The sequence below is a fragment of the Mesorhizobium sp. M0808 genome (genome assembly GCF_040320025.1).
Lineage (GTDB): Bacteria > Pseudomonadota > Alphaproteobacteria > Rhizobiales > Rhizobiaceae > Mesorhizobium.
This window is the reverse complement of sequence record NZ_JAMYOX010000004.1, coordinates 234,683-249,861: the sequence shown is the minus strand read 5'-3', so window position 1 is coordinate 249,861 and position 15,179 is coordinate 234,683. Positions and strand designations below refer to the sequence as shown.

The following is a 15,179-nucleotide window of genomic DNA, read 5'->3' as shown; positions in this document are numbered from 1 at the left end:
GGCGGTGACATGAGCGCGGCATCGATCCTGCGAACGGCCTGCACAACCGGCCGGCTTGCCATAGGCCTGCTGGCTGCGATTGTGCTGCTTGCCACCATTGCCGCGCCAAACGCAGCCTTCGCCCATGCGGCGCTGATCAAGGCCGAGCCGGCTGACGGTGCGGTGCTGGCGCAGAGCCCGTCGCAGATGTCGCTGACCTTCAGCGAGCCGGTTTCGCCGCTGGTGCTGACGCTGGTGCGGCCCGACGGGACGTCGATCCCGCTGAGCTCTTTCCGGCTCAGCGGCCAGACCGTCGAGATTGACAATCCGCAGGCGCTGACGTCGGGCACGCATGTGCTGAGCTGGCGGGTAATCTCCGCCGACGGGCATCCGGTCGGCGGCTCGGTGCTGTTCTCGGTCGGTGCGCCGAGTGCTGCGCCGGCCGCCTCCGAAGCTGTCGACCGGGCGCTTCGAACGGCGATCTGGATCGGCAAGGTTTTTCTATACATCGGCCTGTTTTTCGGCGTCGGCGGTGCCTTTGCGCAGGCCTGGCTGGCGCAAGGCGGCCGATCCGGCCAGAACATGATCGTCGCCGCGATCCTGTGCGGGCTGGCCGCCGCACTCTTGTCGCTCGGTTTCCAGGGGCTGGATGCACTCGGCGCGCCGCTTGCCCGGCTGGCGCAGCCGGTCATCTGGCAGACCGGGCTTGGCACCAGCTTCGGCTGGACGGTGCTGATCGCGCTGATGGCGCTCGGCCTTGGCCTGCTATCGCTGGTCGTGCCGCCCGCCGACGCAAAGCCGCTGGCCTTGGCCGGACTGGTTGGCGTTGGCGCAGCACTTGCCGCCAGCGGGCATGCCAGTGCCGCCGAGCCGCAATGGCTGACCCGGCCGATGGTGTTTCTGCACGCCACTGGTATCGCCGTCTGGGCCGGGGCGCTGGCGCCGCTCGGTCTTGCCTTGAAACGGCAGCCGGACAAAGCCGGGCCGTTGCTGCGCCGGTTTTCACGAGCGATCCTGTTCGTCGTGGCGGTGCTTGCGGCAGCCGGCATCGTGCTCACCGTCATCCAGGTGCAAACGACGTCGGTGCTGGTCCATACCGCTTACGGCCGGCTGCTGCTGCTCAAGCTGGTGCTGCTCGTCTTTCTGTTCACACTCGCCGCCGTCAATCGCTTCAAGCTTACGGCCCCGGCTGAGGCGGGCGAAACAGAAGTCCAGCGGCGGCTGGCCCGCTCCATCGCCATCGAGCTGCTGATCGTGCTGGCGATCTTCGGCGTTGCCGCCGGCTGGCGCTTCACGCCGCCGCCGCGCGCGCTGGCGATCGCCGCGGCACAGCCGGCGTCGGTGCATATCCACACGCTGCAAGCGATGGCCGACCTCAGCATTGCGCCCGGCCATGCCGGAGCTGTTGCCGCTTCGATCTTCATCATGACCGGCGATTTCGGCCCGCTCGACGCCAAGCAGGTAACGCTGGTGCTGTCAAAGCCCGATTCCGGCATCGAACCCATCAAGCGCCCGGCGACGAAGCCCGGCGACGGTACCTGGCGCGTCGACGATCTCGTCATCCCGGTCGCCGGCCGGTGGACGGCGCGGCTCGACATCCTGGTCTCGGATTTCGAGATGGTGAAGATAGAGGCGCCGATCGACATCAGGCCGTGAAGACGGCGCTGGTCCGCGCAACACAATTCGGCGAGGCGGTTGACGCGGCCGCGAACCCCCGTCAATCATCGCCATCAAGAATGGGCGTCCAACCCAATCGCGGGCTCAAACCAACAAGATCCGAAAGCAGGGAAGAAACGATGGAAAAAGCCGAAATAGGCCTGATCGGCCTTGGCACGATGGGCTCCAACCTGGCGCTCAATATCGCCGAGAAGGGGCACCGCATCGCCGTCTTCAATCGCACCGCGGCGCGCACCGATGCCTTTGTCGAAAATGCCGGCGCGCTTCGGGATAGGGTGGTGCCCTGCTACAGCCTCGAAGAACTGGCCGCCGCGATCCGGCCGCCGCGGCCGATCATCATCATGGTGCTGGCCGGCAAGCCGGTCGACGAGCAGATCGCGGCATTGCGCGGTGTGCTGTCGGCCAACGATATCGTCATCGACGCCGGCAATGCCAATTTCCGCGATACGATGCGGCGCTTCTCCGAACTTACCGATTCGGGCCTGACCTTCATCGGCATGGGCGTGTCCGGCGGCGAGGAGGGCGCACGCCACGGTCCCTCTATCATGGTCGGCGGCACCGAAGAGTCCTGGAAGCGCGTCGAAAAGGTGCTGACCGCGATCTCGGCCAAGTTCAAGGGCGAGCCTTGCGCGGCGTGGCTTGGCACCGACGGCGCCGGCCATTTCGTCAAGACCATCCACAACGGCATCGAATATGCCGACATGCAGATGATCGCCGAGATCTACGGCATCTTGCGCGACGGGCTCGGCATGGGGCCGAAAGAGATCGCTGAGGTGTTTTCCCAGTGGAACACGGGCAGGCTCAATTCGTACCTGATCGAGATCACCGCCAAGGTGCTGGCCGCCGACGATCCCAAGACCGGCAAACCGGTGGTCGACATCATCCTCGACCGCGCCGGCCAGAAAGGCACCGGCAAATGGTCGGTGATCGAGGCGCAGCAGCTCGGCATCCCGGCCACCGCGATCGAGGCGGCTGTGGCGGCACGCGTACTGTCGTCGATCAAGGACGAGCGGCTTGCCGCCGAAAAGGTCTATGCCGGCGGCGTGAGCAAGATTTCCGGAGACAGGGACGCCCTGCTCGCCGATCTCGAGCTGGCTCTGTTTGCTGGCAAGATCGCCGCCTACGCGCAAGGCTTCGCGGTGATGAGCGGCGCGTCGAAGGAATTCAACTGGAACCTGCCGATGCCGGTCATCGCCAAGATCTGGCGGGCCGGCTGCATTATCCGCTCGCAATTGCTGGATACGATGGCGGAGGCCTTCGGCGCCGGCGGTGCAGCCACCAACCTGTTGATGGCGCCGGCTTTCGTCTCATTGATGCAGGAGGCACATCCGTCGCTTCGCCGTGTCGTCGCAAGGGCGGCCGAAGCCGGCTCGCCGGTGCCGGCCCTGTCATCTGCACTTGCCTATTTCGACAGTTACCGGCAGGGCCGGGGCACCTCGAACCTGATCCAGGCGCAGCGCGATTTCTTCGGCGCGCACGGCTTCGAGCGCATCGATGGGCAGGGCGCTTTCCATGGTCCTTGGGGAAGCGGCGCGGCGGGTTAGCGTCGCGACTTGGACCTAGAGTCCAATTTTGCGGTTGTCAGAAGGCAGATATCTCCAGCGACCAACTGGGTGTCGGGTCGCGCCAGGAACCTGCTATGCCGGTAGAGACGATTGACGGTCTCATCGGTATCGGCGGAGCCGCGAATCTGTGGTAAGCCGCCGCTCAACCAACCAAAGGACGACACCTGTGAGCGAACCGACCGTGGCCCAGGCGACCGAAAGTATCTATGCCTCGCTGCGGGCGGATAATGCCGACATCGACGCACATATCGCGACGCTTAAAGCGGCGCTGACACGAGAAGGGATAAAACAGGCGGTGTTCGATCCGACCAAGTTGGCGCAGAACAACCGCTCGGGGCGCAAGTTGATGCAGGCCTATTTTCGGCAGCGCGGCGTGAGCGTGAGGTTTTCGGACTAGTAGAGCCGCGCGCGGGTGATCTCAAGCGCGCCGTTGGGAGTTCTCGGGCCGGTCCGGCGGTTCGCCATCTGGACGTCGGGACTGCGCCTCATATCAGTCTTTCGACCCGTGGCGCGAACAGCCCGAAAGCCGTCGTTGCGAAAATGCCTTCGCCATCCGGAACCGGAACCGCATTGATCAGGATGCAATAGCTTCTTCGCTATTAAACATTATTCTGACTTCGGAGTCTGAAATGCTGCGTCCTCAACGGGCTCATACGAATATCTTGTCGAGTGATCCAAGATTGAAGCCGTTTCCGCTCAGATCGGCGCGCGACCAATCCACGAAGCGATAGCGCTCTCGGAAGTTCGCTTCGGATGCGGCATCGGGGAAATAATCGACGATGGCAAGCGGCGTCTTTTTTCGGCCCAGCTCGTCGGTTTCCCACTTGTGCCGCTGGTAGTTTGTCACGAGGCTGTAGAGGATCTGCCTGGCGTAATCATCATGGCCGGGCAGAGAGAAGCCGACGATCGCCATGCCGAAATTGTAGTAGCCGCCATTGCCCATCCCCTCCCAAAAATCATTGAGACGCGTGGCATAAAGCAGCTTTGTGGCCGATGGTGGCAATATGCGCGGCGTCGCCATGAACAGAAGATCTTTATCGTAAAGCGCCTTCAGGTTCTTCGCGCGATAGATATTTTTCAGCGGGTCCGACTCTTGGCGGGGACCATCGGTCAGTCGCTCAAGGCCGAGGCCAGCCTCATCGGAAAATATGATGTCTTTTGGAGGCGGCGCGCCCATCTTTGCATGGTTGGCAATTCTGCGCTCAAAGCCGGTGCGGTCGAACCAGTCAATGGAGCCGTGCATTTTGAGGATGACGACCTCATCCCGGTCGTTATCGATCGTACCGCCAAACTGAGTCACTTCCTTGAACCGGGTCGAAAACAGGCGGTAAGGTTTGCCGATAGCATCAAGCGCGCGTTCCAGAAGCGTGTCGTAGTTGAAGGTAATGACGTAATCGTCCGGCTCGAGGCGTTTTGCGAATTCGATGTAGAGATCGGGCACAGTGTTGAGCGCGTTGACGTGCCGCGCCAGAATGCTGCCGATCAGATATTTCGTGACGATGGTTCCCTCATTGCCGTCCTGACTCCACGTATCACCACCCCGGAGGCCAAGATAATGTTCGACGTCGAGGAAGCGCATGAAGTCCTCGAAATCCACCGTCTCCGGCGTCAGACTTTCGCCAGCCGCATCTCTGCGAAATTCAATGTAGTGCTCAAGATCGTTGTTGAATTTCGAAGCCCGCCGGTCGGAAGGAAAGGCCGCAGCCGTTTCGCGGATTTCTTTCCATAGATCATATGCCAGCGGCAGTTGAGCAGGCCGCGAGAACCCCGCTCCAAGGATAATGAGTCTATACTTGTCCGGCATCGGCGCCCCCTTCAAAAAGTATACCCCGAAACGTACTGCCGGTCATGCTGTATGACTTTGCGGACGCTCGATTACTTGCGGCTCCGGCGGAAGCGTTCGATGGGCTTTCCGGTCAGGAAGCCAACATCGTACTCGTCGCCTTTCCAGCGCTCCAAATACGGCTCGCCGAATTGTTCCGCACAGTCGATCCAGGCGGTACCGAAAGGATTGACGAAATCAGCCAGGGACTCTTTGCCTTCCGCATAAAGCGGGACCCATACGGACCTGGCGATATCGTCTCCTGTGTGGTGATAGACGTTCGGTGTCATATAGACGAAGCCATCGACATGGCATTCCGAAAGCCCCAAAGCGGCATTGCTGAGAATAGCAAGTGCGTCCGCAGGGCTGAGCCCGAAATTATTGTCATTTGCGAACATCGCCAGGCCAAAGGCATCTGGAATTTTTAGGTGAAGTTTGGTGGCCGCAATTTGCTTGTTTGCCTTGCGAAGGGCCTGCCGCAGAGGATTGGCGATCTGCTGGCGGAGGCGGGCCGCGACTCGCTCCGGCATGGGCTCGCCGCGAAACAGAAAGCCCATCAATTCGCTGCCCGTGTGCCCGAAATGCGTAAACGCCCGCGCGACGCGCTCGGGATAGGCATCGCGAGAGTCCGTTTCCATGCACTTCAGTTCCACGATCACACGGTCGTCAGGAAAATAGAAGTCTGCATTCAGGACCATTTCCGGCTGGTCGGGCATCAGGTCACGCACGATCTGACCGTTGCGAAAGGTCGGCACGAATTTGGTAAATTCGGGTTCAATGTGGATGAGTGTCGGTTGCCAGTCGGGGCTGCTCTCCATCTGTCTTGTCCCCTTCGGCCCGTTGCCTTTAGCATGTAGTGCGCCTTCGGACCGAACTCACGTTATGTATAATGGCTTGTGCCCGCGGAGTGAAGATTTTGCCACCGCAATATTAGCGCGGAACTTCTGCAGCGCTCTGCACGGGAGCGCGCGTAGCGGAACTTCGGTTTCTGATGGACCCGACCCAAGACCGGACAGTCGGCCTTCTGCCCCGCGGCTGCGCCCCGAAGCAGACATATCGTGGAGACTGGCATTTGCAGGATGATTGCGACAGGCTTTGTGAAAAAAAGGGCAGTCGGCGAAGAACTTGCCTATATAGAGCGGCACCTAACGGCGGCCGATATAGGAACGACTGGATGAGCAGCGTCACGTTCGTTTTTGACCCCAAGGAAGGCCTGGGCGACGGCTTCCTCACGCCGGTCTATTTCGACAACGAGGTGCTGGTGAAGCACCTCTACAGCAAGACGAACGCGGTGGAGTTCGCGAGCGAGACTTACGGCACCATCTATTGGCCGGACCACTACATGTCGTTCGGGATCAATGCCCAGGGGGCGGTGATCGCGTGGCTCGGGGATCTGCAAGATCAACCTGCGGCCGAGCAGCACCATTGGCGAGAGCATAACATCCCAGCACAGCATGACATGAAGTCGGAGTTCTACGACGCGCAGATCGATGCTCAGTTCACACAATCCCCGATCGCCATCCAGACGATTAACGAGCTGGAGAAATGGAACGCCGCTTTCGCCGGTAAGCACGGCCTGCGGCTCTACAAGCCCACTTCCTTCAAGGATCGCATCGAGGCGGTGCGGCGCTACCGTCGCATCATCATCCAGTCAGAGGACGATTTCATCCGTTTCATCAGCGAGCTGAACGAGATCATCAACGAGAACGTCAACACCGATGAGATCCGGAAACTCCTCAAAGGGAAGAACGTCGCCTTCAAGGACGGATCGAAGGGCAACAAGCTCCTCGAAGTCGTCTATCGCGACGTGCTCGGCGATACGACCAACCTCATCGAGCCGTTTTTCATGCTCTACGACGTGCGCCTGTGGGCTGACCATGACATGGGAGACAAGCTGCTGCAGGGCGTTTGCGCGAAGCTGGGCATAACCGACCTCACCGACTTCGAGGCGATCCTCACGGCTCTCCTCGAGCGCCTGCGGGGTGCTCTGAAAAAGCTGTCGGCCACCTACGGCTGATCGGTCAGGTTAGTCCCAAATAGCGCTTCACAGTCTCGGGGATCACCGTGGTGGCCACATCGGCCCCGATCTTAACCGCGCCCTTGCCGGCCGCCTTCGAGCGACTGCTTCATCGATCTGAGTTCTTGGCGCAGACTTCCGTTGTGGGTCGAAAGCTGAAGGACAGCTAACCACACCGCTGGTTCCCAAAGCGGACTTTCTCCATACGGCCCAAGGCTGCCAGTCAGCAGCGCGCATTTTGCAGCCAAGTGGAATCACTGGCGTCGCAGAAATGCGGATGCCAGTTTCAACGAGCCGGATGCCAGTTCAATTTGAACGTATCCCGCTCTAGTCGGGACGGCGATAGGCCTGCACTTCGCCCGGCTCGCTCAGGCTTTGCAGGGTGCCGGGTGCGGCGCCGCCGATCCAGCCCAGCACCGAGCGGGCGAGTTCGGCGCCGGCCAGTCGGAAGTTCTCGTTGACGACCAGCAATTCGCTGCGAAACAGGTGCAGAAGCTCCGACGATTGTTTGGACACCACATCGACATCGCGGCCAAGCTTGAGGCCGGCGTCTTCGATGCCGGCGACGATGGCGAGCGTCGCGGCGGCGGCGCTGCTGATGAAACCGTCGGGGCGGCTTTCGCGGCGCATCAGCTGTGCGGTCCGCATTCTGATCTGCTCGATCGAATGATCGATCGAAACGGTGTTGAACGGAATCTCGCTGGCGCCGACCTCGCTCAGCGCATCGGCAAAGCCTGCGAGCGTGTGGCCGTGATAGGTCAGCTCGACCGGCGGCGCCAACAGAGCCAGGCGGCGGCGGCCGAGGCCGGCCAGATGGCGCACTGCCTCGGCTGCGAAAGCGTAATTGTCGAAATCATGGTAGGGATGGATCAGCCCCATATCGGTGCGGCCATGCGTGGCAAAGGGGATGCCGCGCTCCAGCATATAACGGGCCCTCGGATCGTTCGGCTGCGTGCGCGAAATGATGACGCCGTCGGCTGAACCGGTTTCCACGAGGTAGCGGATCGGGTCGAGCGGATCCTGCGAGCGCGAGTAGGGTGTCACGATCAAATGGTAGGGCGTGTCGGCAATGACTTCGGAAACGCCGTAGATGATATCCGAGACAAAGCTCATGATCTCGTGCTCGGTGTTGAGCACCAGGCTGATGACATTGGTCTTGCCGGTGCGCAGGCGGACGCCGGCACGGTTGGGCCGATAACCGATCTGCTTGGCGACAAGCTGGACGCGCCGCCTGGTCTCGGCGCCGATCTCGGGCGCATCCTTCAGCGCGCGCGACACGGTGGTGACGCCCAGCCCGGTCATGAAGGCGAGCGTCTTCAGTGTCGGCCGGCCCTGGCCCGACGCTTCGTCGGCCTTCTCTTTTTGATGCCTGTTCATTCATCCCGCCCCGTCAGGCGCATAACAGTTGCCGGACAGGCCGGCAATCGGCCGGCCGCGGGTTCGCCGCGGGCTCTCACCGAATGAAACCGCTATATACTGAAACGTTACAGATTGTCACGACCATCGCCATATCACTGGTGACAGATGCAGAACGAGCGGTGCTGCAGTCGGTGCAAAACCGTGATTCGAACGGGCTTTTCCGATTTTTTGGCGTCGCAGCATTCCATTTTGCAGTGCAACCCCTCTTGTTGCGATGCGGTAGGCCGGCGAGCCGCGCGATTTTATTCGCGCTTCGAAAAAACTTGATACCACCTTCGCCTGAGGGGTTGCGCGCCTCAAGCAATTGCCGTATCGAAAATCTGTAACGTTTCAGATTCTGGGAGGAACGAAATGCGATACCAACTCATGACTGCTGCGCTGGCTGCGACGGTCGCGCTGCAATTTGCCGGCCCGGCGGCCGCGACGGATCTGGAAGTCACCCATTGGTGGACCTCCGGCGGCGAGGCGGCAGCGGTCGCCGAACTCGCCAAGGCTTTCGACGCAACCGGCAATCACTGGGTTGACGGCGCCATCGCCGGCTCCGGCGGCACGGCGCGGCCGATCATGATCAGCCGCATCACCGGCGGCGACCCGATGGGCGCGACCCAGTTCAATCACGGCCGGCAGGCGGAAGAATTGGTGCAGGCCGGGCTGATGCGCGACCTCACCGATCTCGCCACCAAGGAAAAGTGGACGGAAATCGTGCAGCCGAAGAGCCTGCTCGACGGCTGTACCCTCGACGGCAAGATCTATTGCGTGCCGGTCAATATCCACTCCTGGCAGTGGCTGTGGCTGTCGAACGCCGCCTTCGAAAAAGCCGGCGTGCCGGTGCCGAAGAACTGGAATGAATATGTCGCTGCGGCGCCCGCGCTTGAAAAAGCAGGCATCCAGCCGCTCGCGGTCGGCGGCCAGCCCTGGCAGGCCTCCGGCGCTTTCGACGTGCTGCTTGCGGCGGTCGGCGGCACCGACGCCTTCCTCAAGGTCTACAAGGACAAGGACGCGGAATTCGCCGCCGGGCCCGAGGTCGCCAAGGTCTTCAAGGCCGCGGACGACGCTCGCAAGATGGCGAAGAACACCAATGTGCAGGACTGGAACCAGGCCACCAACCTGGTCATCACCGGCAAGGCGGGCGGCCAGATCATGGGTGACTGGGCGCAGGGCGAGTTCCAGGTTGCCGGTCAGGTCGCCGGCAAGGACTATACTTGCCTTCCGGGCCTCGGTCTCAACGAGATGATCGCTACCGGCGGCGACGCTTTCTACTTCCCGCTGCTGAAGGACCCCGAAAAATCGAAGGCACAGGAAGTGCTGGCCCACACGCTGCTCGATCCCAAGACGCAGGTCGCCTTTAATCTCAAGAAAGGTTCGCTGCCGGTGCGCGGCGACGTCGACCTCAAGGCGGCGAACGACTGCATGAAGAAGGGGCTCGAAATTCTCGCCAAGGGCAATGTCATGCCCTGGACCGACCAGCTGCTTTCGCAGGATACGCAGAAGCAGAAGGAGGATCTTTTCTCCGAGTTCTTCGCCAAGCAGGACATGACCGTGGAAGATGCGCAGAAGCGCTTCGCCGCCATCGTCGGTTCGGCCGATTGAGCGATCGACCAACCACCTCACTCCCGCCCCTGCAAACGCAGGGTCGGGAGCTCGGGTCAAGGCCTCTTGACCCTCCGGCCCTTACCCGATCCAGCGCGGCTGTGCAGATGAGCAAGAGCGAACGCCCTAGCCAACTCTTTCGCAACCTCAATGCGAAGATCGCCTCGATCCCAATGATCCTCACCGCGCTGGTGATCTTTGTCGGCGGCAGCGCGTGGACGGTGCTTTATTCCTTCACCAGTTCGAAGCTCCTGCCACGGCTGAATTTCGTCGGGCTCGACCAGTACTACCGGCTGTGGTCGGTGCCGCGCTGGCTGGTCTCGATCGAGAACCTGCTGATCTACGGCGTGCTGTCGCTGCTGTTCTCGCTGGTCATCGGCTTCCTGCTTGCCGCCCTGCTCGACCAGAAGATCCGGTTCGAGGACACGTTCCGGACCATCTTCCTCTATCCCTTCGCCCTGTCCTTTATCGTCACCGGTCTCGTCTGGCAGTGGCTGCTCAACCCCGAGTTCGGGATCCAGGGAGTGGTGCGCAGCCTCGGCTGGACGAGCTTCAGCTTCAATCCGCTTTATGATTCCAGCATCGTCATCTACGGCATATTGATCGCCGCTCTCTGGCAAGGCACCGGGCTCATCATGTGCCTGATGCTGGCCGGCCTGCGCGGCATCGACGAGGATATCTGGAAGGCCGCGCGGGTCGACGGGATACCGACCTGGAAGACCTATCTGTTCATCATCATACCGATGATGCGGCCGGTGTTTATCACCACGCTCGTCATCATCGCTGCCGGTATCGTCAAGATCTATGACCTGGTTGTCGCCCAGACCAGCGGCGGGCCCGGCATCGCTTCCGAAGTCCCGGCCAAATATGTCTATGATTATATGTTCTTCGCCCAGAACCTCGGTCAGGGGTTCGCCGCCTCGACGATGATGCTGCTGTCGGTCATCATCGTCATCGTGCCGTGGGCCTATCTCGAGTTCGGAGGCAAGAAGCGTGTCTGACCATACCGTTTCCTTGCCGGCCGGCCCCGGCACGCTCGAAGCGTACGGGCCGAGCGGGCCGAAGCCGCGGCATATGTTCTCGCGCCGCAACATCTTCCTCTACGGCACGCTCATCGTGGTGGCGCTCTACTATCTTTTGCCGCTCTATGTGATGGTGGTGACGTCGCTCAAAGGCATGCCCGAGATACGCCTCGGCAACATCTTCTCGCCGCCGATGGAGATCACCTTCGAGCCATGGGTCAAGGCCTGGTCGAGCGCCTGCACCGGGCTCAACTGCGACGGGCTGTCGCGTGGCTTCTGGAATTCCGTGCGCATCACGATCCCGTCGGTGATCCTGTCGATCGCGCTCGCCTCGGTGAACGGCTATGCGCTTGCCAACTGGCGCTTCAAAGGTGCCGACACCTTCTTCATCATCCTGATCGTCGGCGCCTTCATCCCCTATCAGGTGATGATCTATCCGATCGTCATCATCCTGCGCGAAGTCGGCCTTTACGGCAGCCTCAGCGGCCTGGTGATCGTCCATTCCATCTTCGGCATGCCGATCCTCACACTGTTGTTCCGCAACTACTTTACCTCCATGCCGGAGGAGCTGTTCCGGGCAGCGCGTGTCGACGGCGCCGGCTTCTGGGGCATTTATTTCCGCATCATGCTGCCGATGTCGCTGCCGATCTTCGTCGTCGCCATCATCCTGCAGGTGACCGGCATCTGGAACGACTTCCTGTTCGGCGTCGTCTACACCCGCCCCGACACCTATCCGATGACGGTGCAGCTCAACAACATCGTCAACTCGGTGCAAGGCGTGAAGGAATACAACGTCAACATGGCAGCCACCATCCTGACCGGCCTGGTGCCGCTGATCGTCTATTTCCTGTCCGGAAAATTGTTTGTGCGCGGCATCGCCGCCGGCGCGGTGAAAGGATGATGGCGATGAACGCAAACGGCAGCATTGCGGCAAACGGCACCAGCGTCTCGATCCAGAACCTGTCGCTGAATTTCGGTGCGATATCGGTGCTGCAGACGCTCAACCTCGATGTTGCCGAAGGCGAATTCATCGTGCTGCTCGGCCCGTCCGGCTGCGGCAAGTCGACCTTGCTCAACTGCATTGCCGGGCTGCTCGACGTTTCCGAAGGCCGCATCTTCATCAAGGGCAAGAACGTCACCTGGGAAGAGCCCAAGGATCGCGGCATCGGCATGGTGTTCCAGTCCTACGCGCTCTATCCGCAGATGACGGTGGAGAAGAACCTGTCGTTCGGGCTGCGCGTTGCCGGCCTCGCCAAGGACGAGATCGCCAAGCGCATCGCCCGGGCCGCCGAGATCCTGCAGATCGAACCGCTTTTGCATCGCAAGCCGGCGGCGCTGTCCGGCGGCCAGCGCCAGCGCGTGGCGATCGGGCGCGCACTTGTGCGTGACGTCGATGTCTTTCTGTTCGACGAACCGCTCTCCAACCTCGACGCCAAGCTGCGCGCGGAGTTGCGCGTCGAAATCAAGCTGCTGCATCGCAAGCTCGAGAACACCATGATCTACGTCACCCACGACCAGATCGAGGCGATGACGCTGGCCGACCGTATCGCGGTGATGAAGGGCGGCGTCATCCAGCAGCTCGATGCGCCGCAGACCATCTATAACCGGCCGGTCAACCGGTTTGTCGCCGGCTTCCTCGGCTCGCCGGCAATGAACTTCCTCGACGGCAGACTGGAGCAAGCGGCAGGCGACTGGCACTTCGTCGCCGAGGATGTGCGGATACCGCTTGCCACCTATGCTTTCGAGAAGGACCCGGTGCCAGGGCCGGCCGTGTTCGGCATCCGCCCCGAGCACGTGGCGTTCAACAGCGGCACGGGATGGCCGTTCGCAGCCACGGCAAATGTCGAGGTCGTCGAGCCCATGGGTTCCGACACGCTGGTCTGGCTGAAGCTCGCCGGCCAGAATTTCACGGTGCGGGTGACAGCCGAGCGCACGCCAAACAACGCCGAGGCGGTCGGCATCGGTTTTGACCCGATGCGCGCCTCGCTTTTCGACGCCGCCACAGGTAACCGCCTCTAGAGCATGATTTAGCCTCCCAAGACTCTCCCACTCCCCAAGACTCTTCCACTCCCCCAAGACTCATCCCCCCAAAACTAACCATCCACAAGAAAACGGACAGAGACGATGAACTGGTCATTCCAACTTTACAGCGCCCGCAATTTCCAGCCCTGGGAGGGCGTGCTCAAGATGCTGGGGGAGCTTGGTTACAGCCAAGTCGAAGGGTTCGGCGGCGTCTATGACGATCCCAAGGCGTTCCGTGCCGAGCTCGACAAGAACGGGCTCGCCATGCCGACCGGGCATTTCTCGATCGACGCGCTCGAGAAGGATTTCGACGGCGTGCGCAGGACGGCCGACGCGCTCGGCATCACGCTGCTCATCTGCCCGTTCCTGAACGCCGAGTTCAGGCCGGCCGACACAGCCGGCTGGCGCGGCTTCGGCGAACGCCTAGCCAAGGTCGGCGAGACGGCCAGGAAAGCCGGCTATGGCTTTGCCTGGCACAACCATGATTTCGAGTTCAAGGCGCTTGCCGACGGCTCGGTGCCGCAGGACCATATCCTGTCCTCCGCGCCCGACATCGGCTGGGAGATGGACGTCGCCTGGGTGGTGCGCGGCGGCGTCGATCCGCTGCCCTGGATCGAGAAGCACGGCAAGCGCATCGTCGCCGTCCATGTCAAGGACTTGGCCAAGCCGGGCGAGGGCGTCGACGAGGACGGCTGGTCCGACGTCGGCCACGGCACCATCGACTGGCCCGGCCTGATCAAGGCGCTACACGCCAAAAGCGCCGCAAAATACTACGTCATGGAACAGGACAATCCCAACGATATCGAGCGCTTCGCCCGCCGCTCGATCGCAGCCGCCAAGACCTATTAGGAGCACACCAGCATGGCAACAAAACTTGGCATCGGCGTCATCGGCTGCGGCAACATCTCGAAGGCGTATTTCTCGCTGGCGCCGCTGTTTCGCGGCATCGAGATGCGCGCCTGCGCCGACATCAACATGGAAGCGGCGAAAGCGCGGGCAAAAGAGTTCAAGCTGCGCGCCGAGACCGTCGAGGGGCTGCTCAAGGCCGACGATATCGACATCATCGTCAACCTGACCATTCCGGCGGTGCATTACGAGGTGTCGAAGCAGATCCTCGATGCCGGCAAGCACGTCTATTCGGAGAAGCCCTTCGTGCTGTCGGTCAAGGAAGGGCTCGACCTGAAAAAACGGGCGGAAAGCAAGGGGCTGCGCATCGGTTCGGCCCCCGACACCTTCCTCGGCGGCGCGCACCAGCTTGTCCGCGACCTGATCGACACCGGCAGGCTCGGCAGAATCACCAGCGGCACCTGTCATGTGATGAGCCATGGCATGGAGCACTGGCATCCCAATCCGGACTTCTTCTTCCAGCCGGGCGCCGGGCCGGTGCTCGACATCGGACCCTATTACATCACCAACCTGATCCAGCTGATCGGGGCGGTGAAGCGGGTCGCCGCCTTCGCTTCGATCCCGATGACGGAACGCATCATCAGCTCGAAGCCGCGCGCCGGTGAAAAGATCCCGGTCTCCACGCCGACGACGATCCACGGCGTGCTGGAATTCGAGAACGGCGCCATGGTGACGCTCAACACCAGCTGGGATGTCTGGAGCCATGGCCACGCGCCGATGGAACTCTATGGCGAGGCGGGCACGGTGTTCGTGCCGGATCCGAACTTCTTCGGCGGCGAAGTGCGCTACACCGAAGCCGCCAAACCGGTGAAGAAGCTGCGGAAATGGCCGCATCCGTTCGGCGTGCCCAACGAGATGCATTCGCAAGGCATGATGGCCAACTACCGCACCGCCGGTTTGGCCGACATGGCGATCGCGATCAGGGAAGGCCGGCCGCACCGCTGCTCGATGGAACTGGCGCTGCATGCCGTCGACGTCATGACCGGCCTGTTGCGTTCGGGCGAGACCGGAAAGTTCGTCGCCATGCAGACCAGCTGCGAGCGGCCCGCGGCACTCGGCGTCAAGGCGGCGAAGGAGCTGCTGGCGAAGAAGAAAACCAAGTAGGCGGCGCACCTCCCAAGCACCGCAAAAAGCCTCTCCCCGTTTGCGCGGGGAGAGGC

General features: G+C 61.7%; 13 protein-coding genes. 10 read left to right on the top strand and 3 right to left on the bottom strand.

The genetic code is table 11. The annotated features are described in order from the left end of the window. Positions 1 to 9: 9 nt before the first annotated feature. From NKI25_RS08575 to NKI25_RS08565, 3 genes are all read left to right on the top strand, one after another. Positions 10 to 1,635 (top strand): copper resistance CopC/CopD family protein, encoded by a 1,626-nt coding sequence (locus tag NKI25_RS08575; RefSeq protein ID WP_023675214.1) that lies wholly within the window; start codon positions 10 to 12, stop codon positions 1,633 to 1,635. 140 nt (positions 1,636 to 1,775) lie between these two features. Next, positions 1,776 to 3,200 (top strand): NADP-dependent phosphogluconate dehydrogenase, encoded by a 1,425-nt coding sequence (gnd, locus tag NKI25_RS08570; protein ID WP_352620218.1) that lies wholly within the window; start codon positions 1,776 to 1,778, stop codon positions 3,198 to 3,200. A gap of 187 nt (positions 3,201 to 3,387) precedes the next feature. Next, a complete protein-coding gene (locus NKI25_RS08565; RefSeq protein WP_095488311.1) occupies positions 3,388 to 3,618 on the top strand; it encodes a hypothetical protein in 231 nt (76 codons plus the stop codon). Positions 3,619 to 3,870: 252 nt separating this feature from the next. On the opposite strand, the gene NKI25_RS08560 is transcribed toward NKI25_RS08565, so the two are convergent. Further along, entirely contained in the window at positions 3,871 to 5,025 is a 1,155-nt protein-coding gene (locus NKI25_RS08560) for an SIR2 family protein (protein ID WP_352783613.1), read from the bottom strand. Between the two features lie 71 nt (positions 5,026 to 5,096). After that, positions 5,097 to 5,861, bottom strand: a complete 765-nt coding sequence (locus NKI25_RS08555; protein WP_352620222.1) for a hypothetical protein — start codon at positions 5,859 to 5,861, stop codon at positions 5,097 to 5,099. A 356-nt stretch (positions 5,862 to 6,217) separates the two neighbouring features. Between NKI25_RS08555 and NKI25_RS08550 the strand changes: the two genes are divergently transcribed. After that, positions 6,218 to 7,060 carry a hypothetical protein gene (locus NKI25_RS08550; RefSeq protein ID WP_352641154.1) on the top strand — a complete coding sequence of 281 codons (843 nt, stop codon included), beginning with the start codon at positions 6,218 to 6,220 and terminating at the stop codon, positions 7,058 to 7,060. Positions 7,061 to 7,387: 327 nt separating this feature from the next. On the opposite strand, the gene NKI25_RS08545 is transcribed toward NKI25_RS08550, so the two are convergent. Beyond that, on the bottom strand, positions 7,388 to 8,437 hold the full coding sequence (locus NKI25_RS08545) for a LacI family transcriptional regulator (protein ID WP_254816774.1): 1,050 nt from the start codon (positions 8,435 to 8,437) through the stop codon (positions 7,388 to 7,390). A 393-nt stretch (positions 8,438 to 8,830) separates the two neighbouring features. Here NKI25_RS08545 and NKI25_RS08540 point away from each other — a divergent pair, with 393 nt between their 5' ends. The 6 genes from NKI25_RS08540 to NKI25_RS08515 all read left to right on the top strand — a co-directional run bounded on the left by NKI25_RS08540 (position 8,831) and on the right by NKI25_RS08515 (position 15,123). After that, positions 8,831 to 10,069, top strand: a complete 1,239-nt coding sequence (locus NKI25_RS08540) for an ABC transporter substrate-binding protein (RefSeq protein ID WP_292663281.1) — start codon at positions 8,831 to 8,833, stop codon at positions 10,067 to 10,069. A gap of 107 nt (positions 10,070 to 10,176) precedes the next feature. After that, the gene (locus NKI25_RS08535; protein ID WP_352448363.1) at positions 10,177 to 11,070 is read left to right on the top strand and encodes a carbohydrate ABC transporter permease; all 894 of its coding nucleotides are present in this window, start codon (positions 10,177 to 10,179) and stop codon (positions 11,068 to 11,070) included. Next, a complete protein-coding gene (locus NKI25_RS08530) occupies positions 11,063 to 11,992 on the top strand; it encodes a carbohydrate ABC transporter permease (protein WP_023675222.1) in 930 nt (309 codons plus the stop codon). Before NKI25_RS08535 ends, NKI25_RS08530 begins: the two co-directional genes overlap by 8 nt. A gap of 5 nt (positions 11,993 to 11,997) precedes the next feature. Then, on the top strand, positions 11,998 to 13,110 hold the full coding sequence (locus NKI25_RS08525) for an ABC transporter ATP-binding protein (RefSeq protein WP_352448362.1): 1,113 nt from the start codon (positions 11,998 to 12,000) through the stop codon (positions 13,108 to 13,110). Positions 13,111 to 13,215: 105 nt separating this feature from the next. Further along, complete coding sequence (locus NKI25_RS08520) at positions 13,216 to 13,962, top strand: sugar phosphate isomerase/epimerase family protein (RefSeq protein ID WP_352998354.1); 747 nt, start codon at positions 13,216 to 13,218, stop codon at positions 13,960 to 13,962. A gap of 12 nt (positions 13,963 to 13,974) precedes the next feature. After that, the gene (locus NKI25_RS08515) at positions 13,975 to 15,123 is read left to right on the top strand and encodes a Gfo/Idh/MocA family protein (RefSeq protein WP_023675225.1); all 1,149 of its coding nucleotides are present in this window, start codon (positions 13,975 to 13,977) and stop codon (positions 15,121 to 15,123) included. The last annotated feature ends 56 nt before the right edge of the window (positions 15,124 to 15,179 follow it).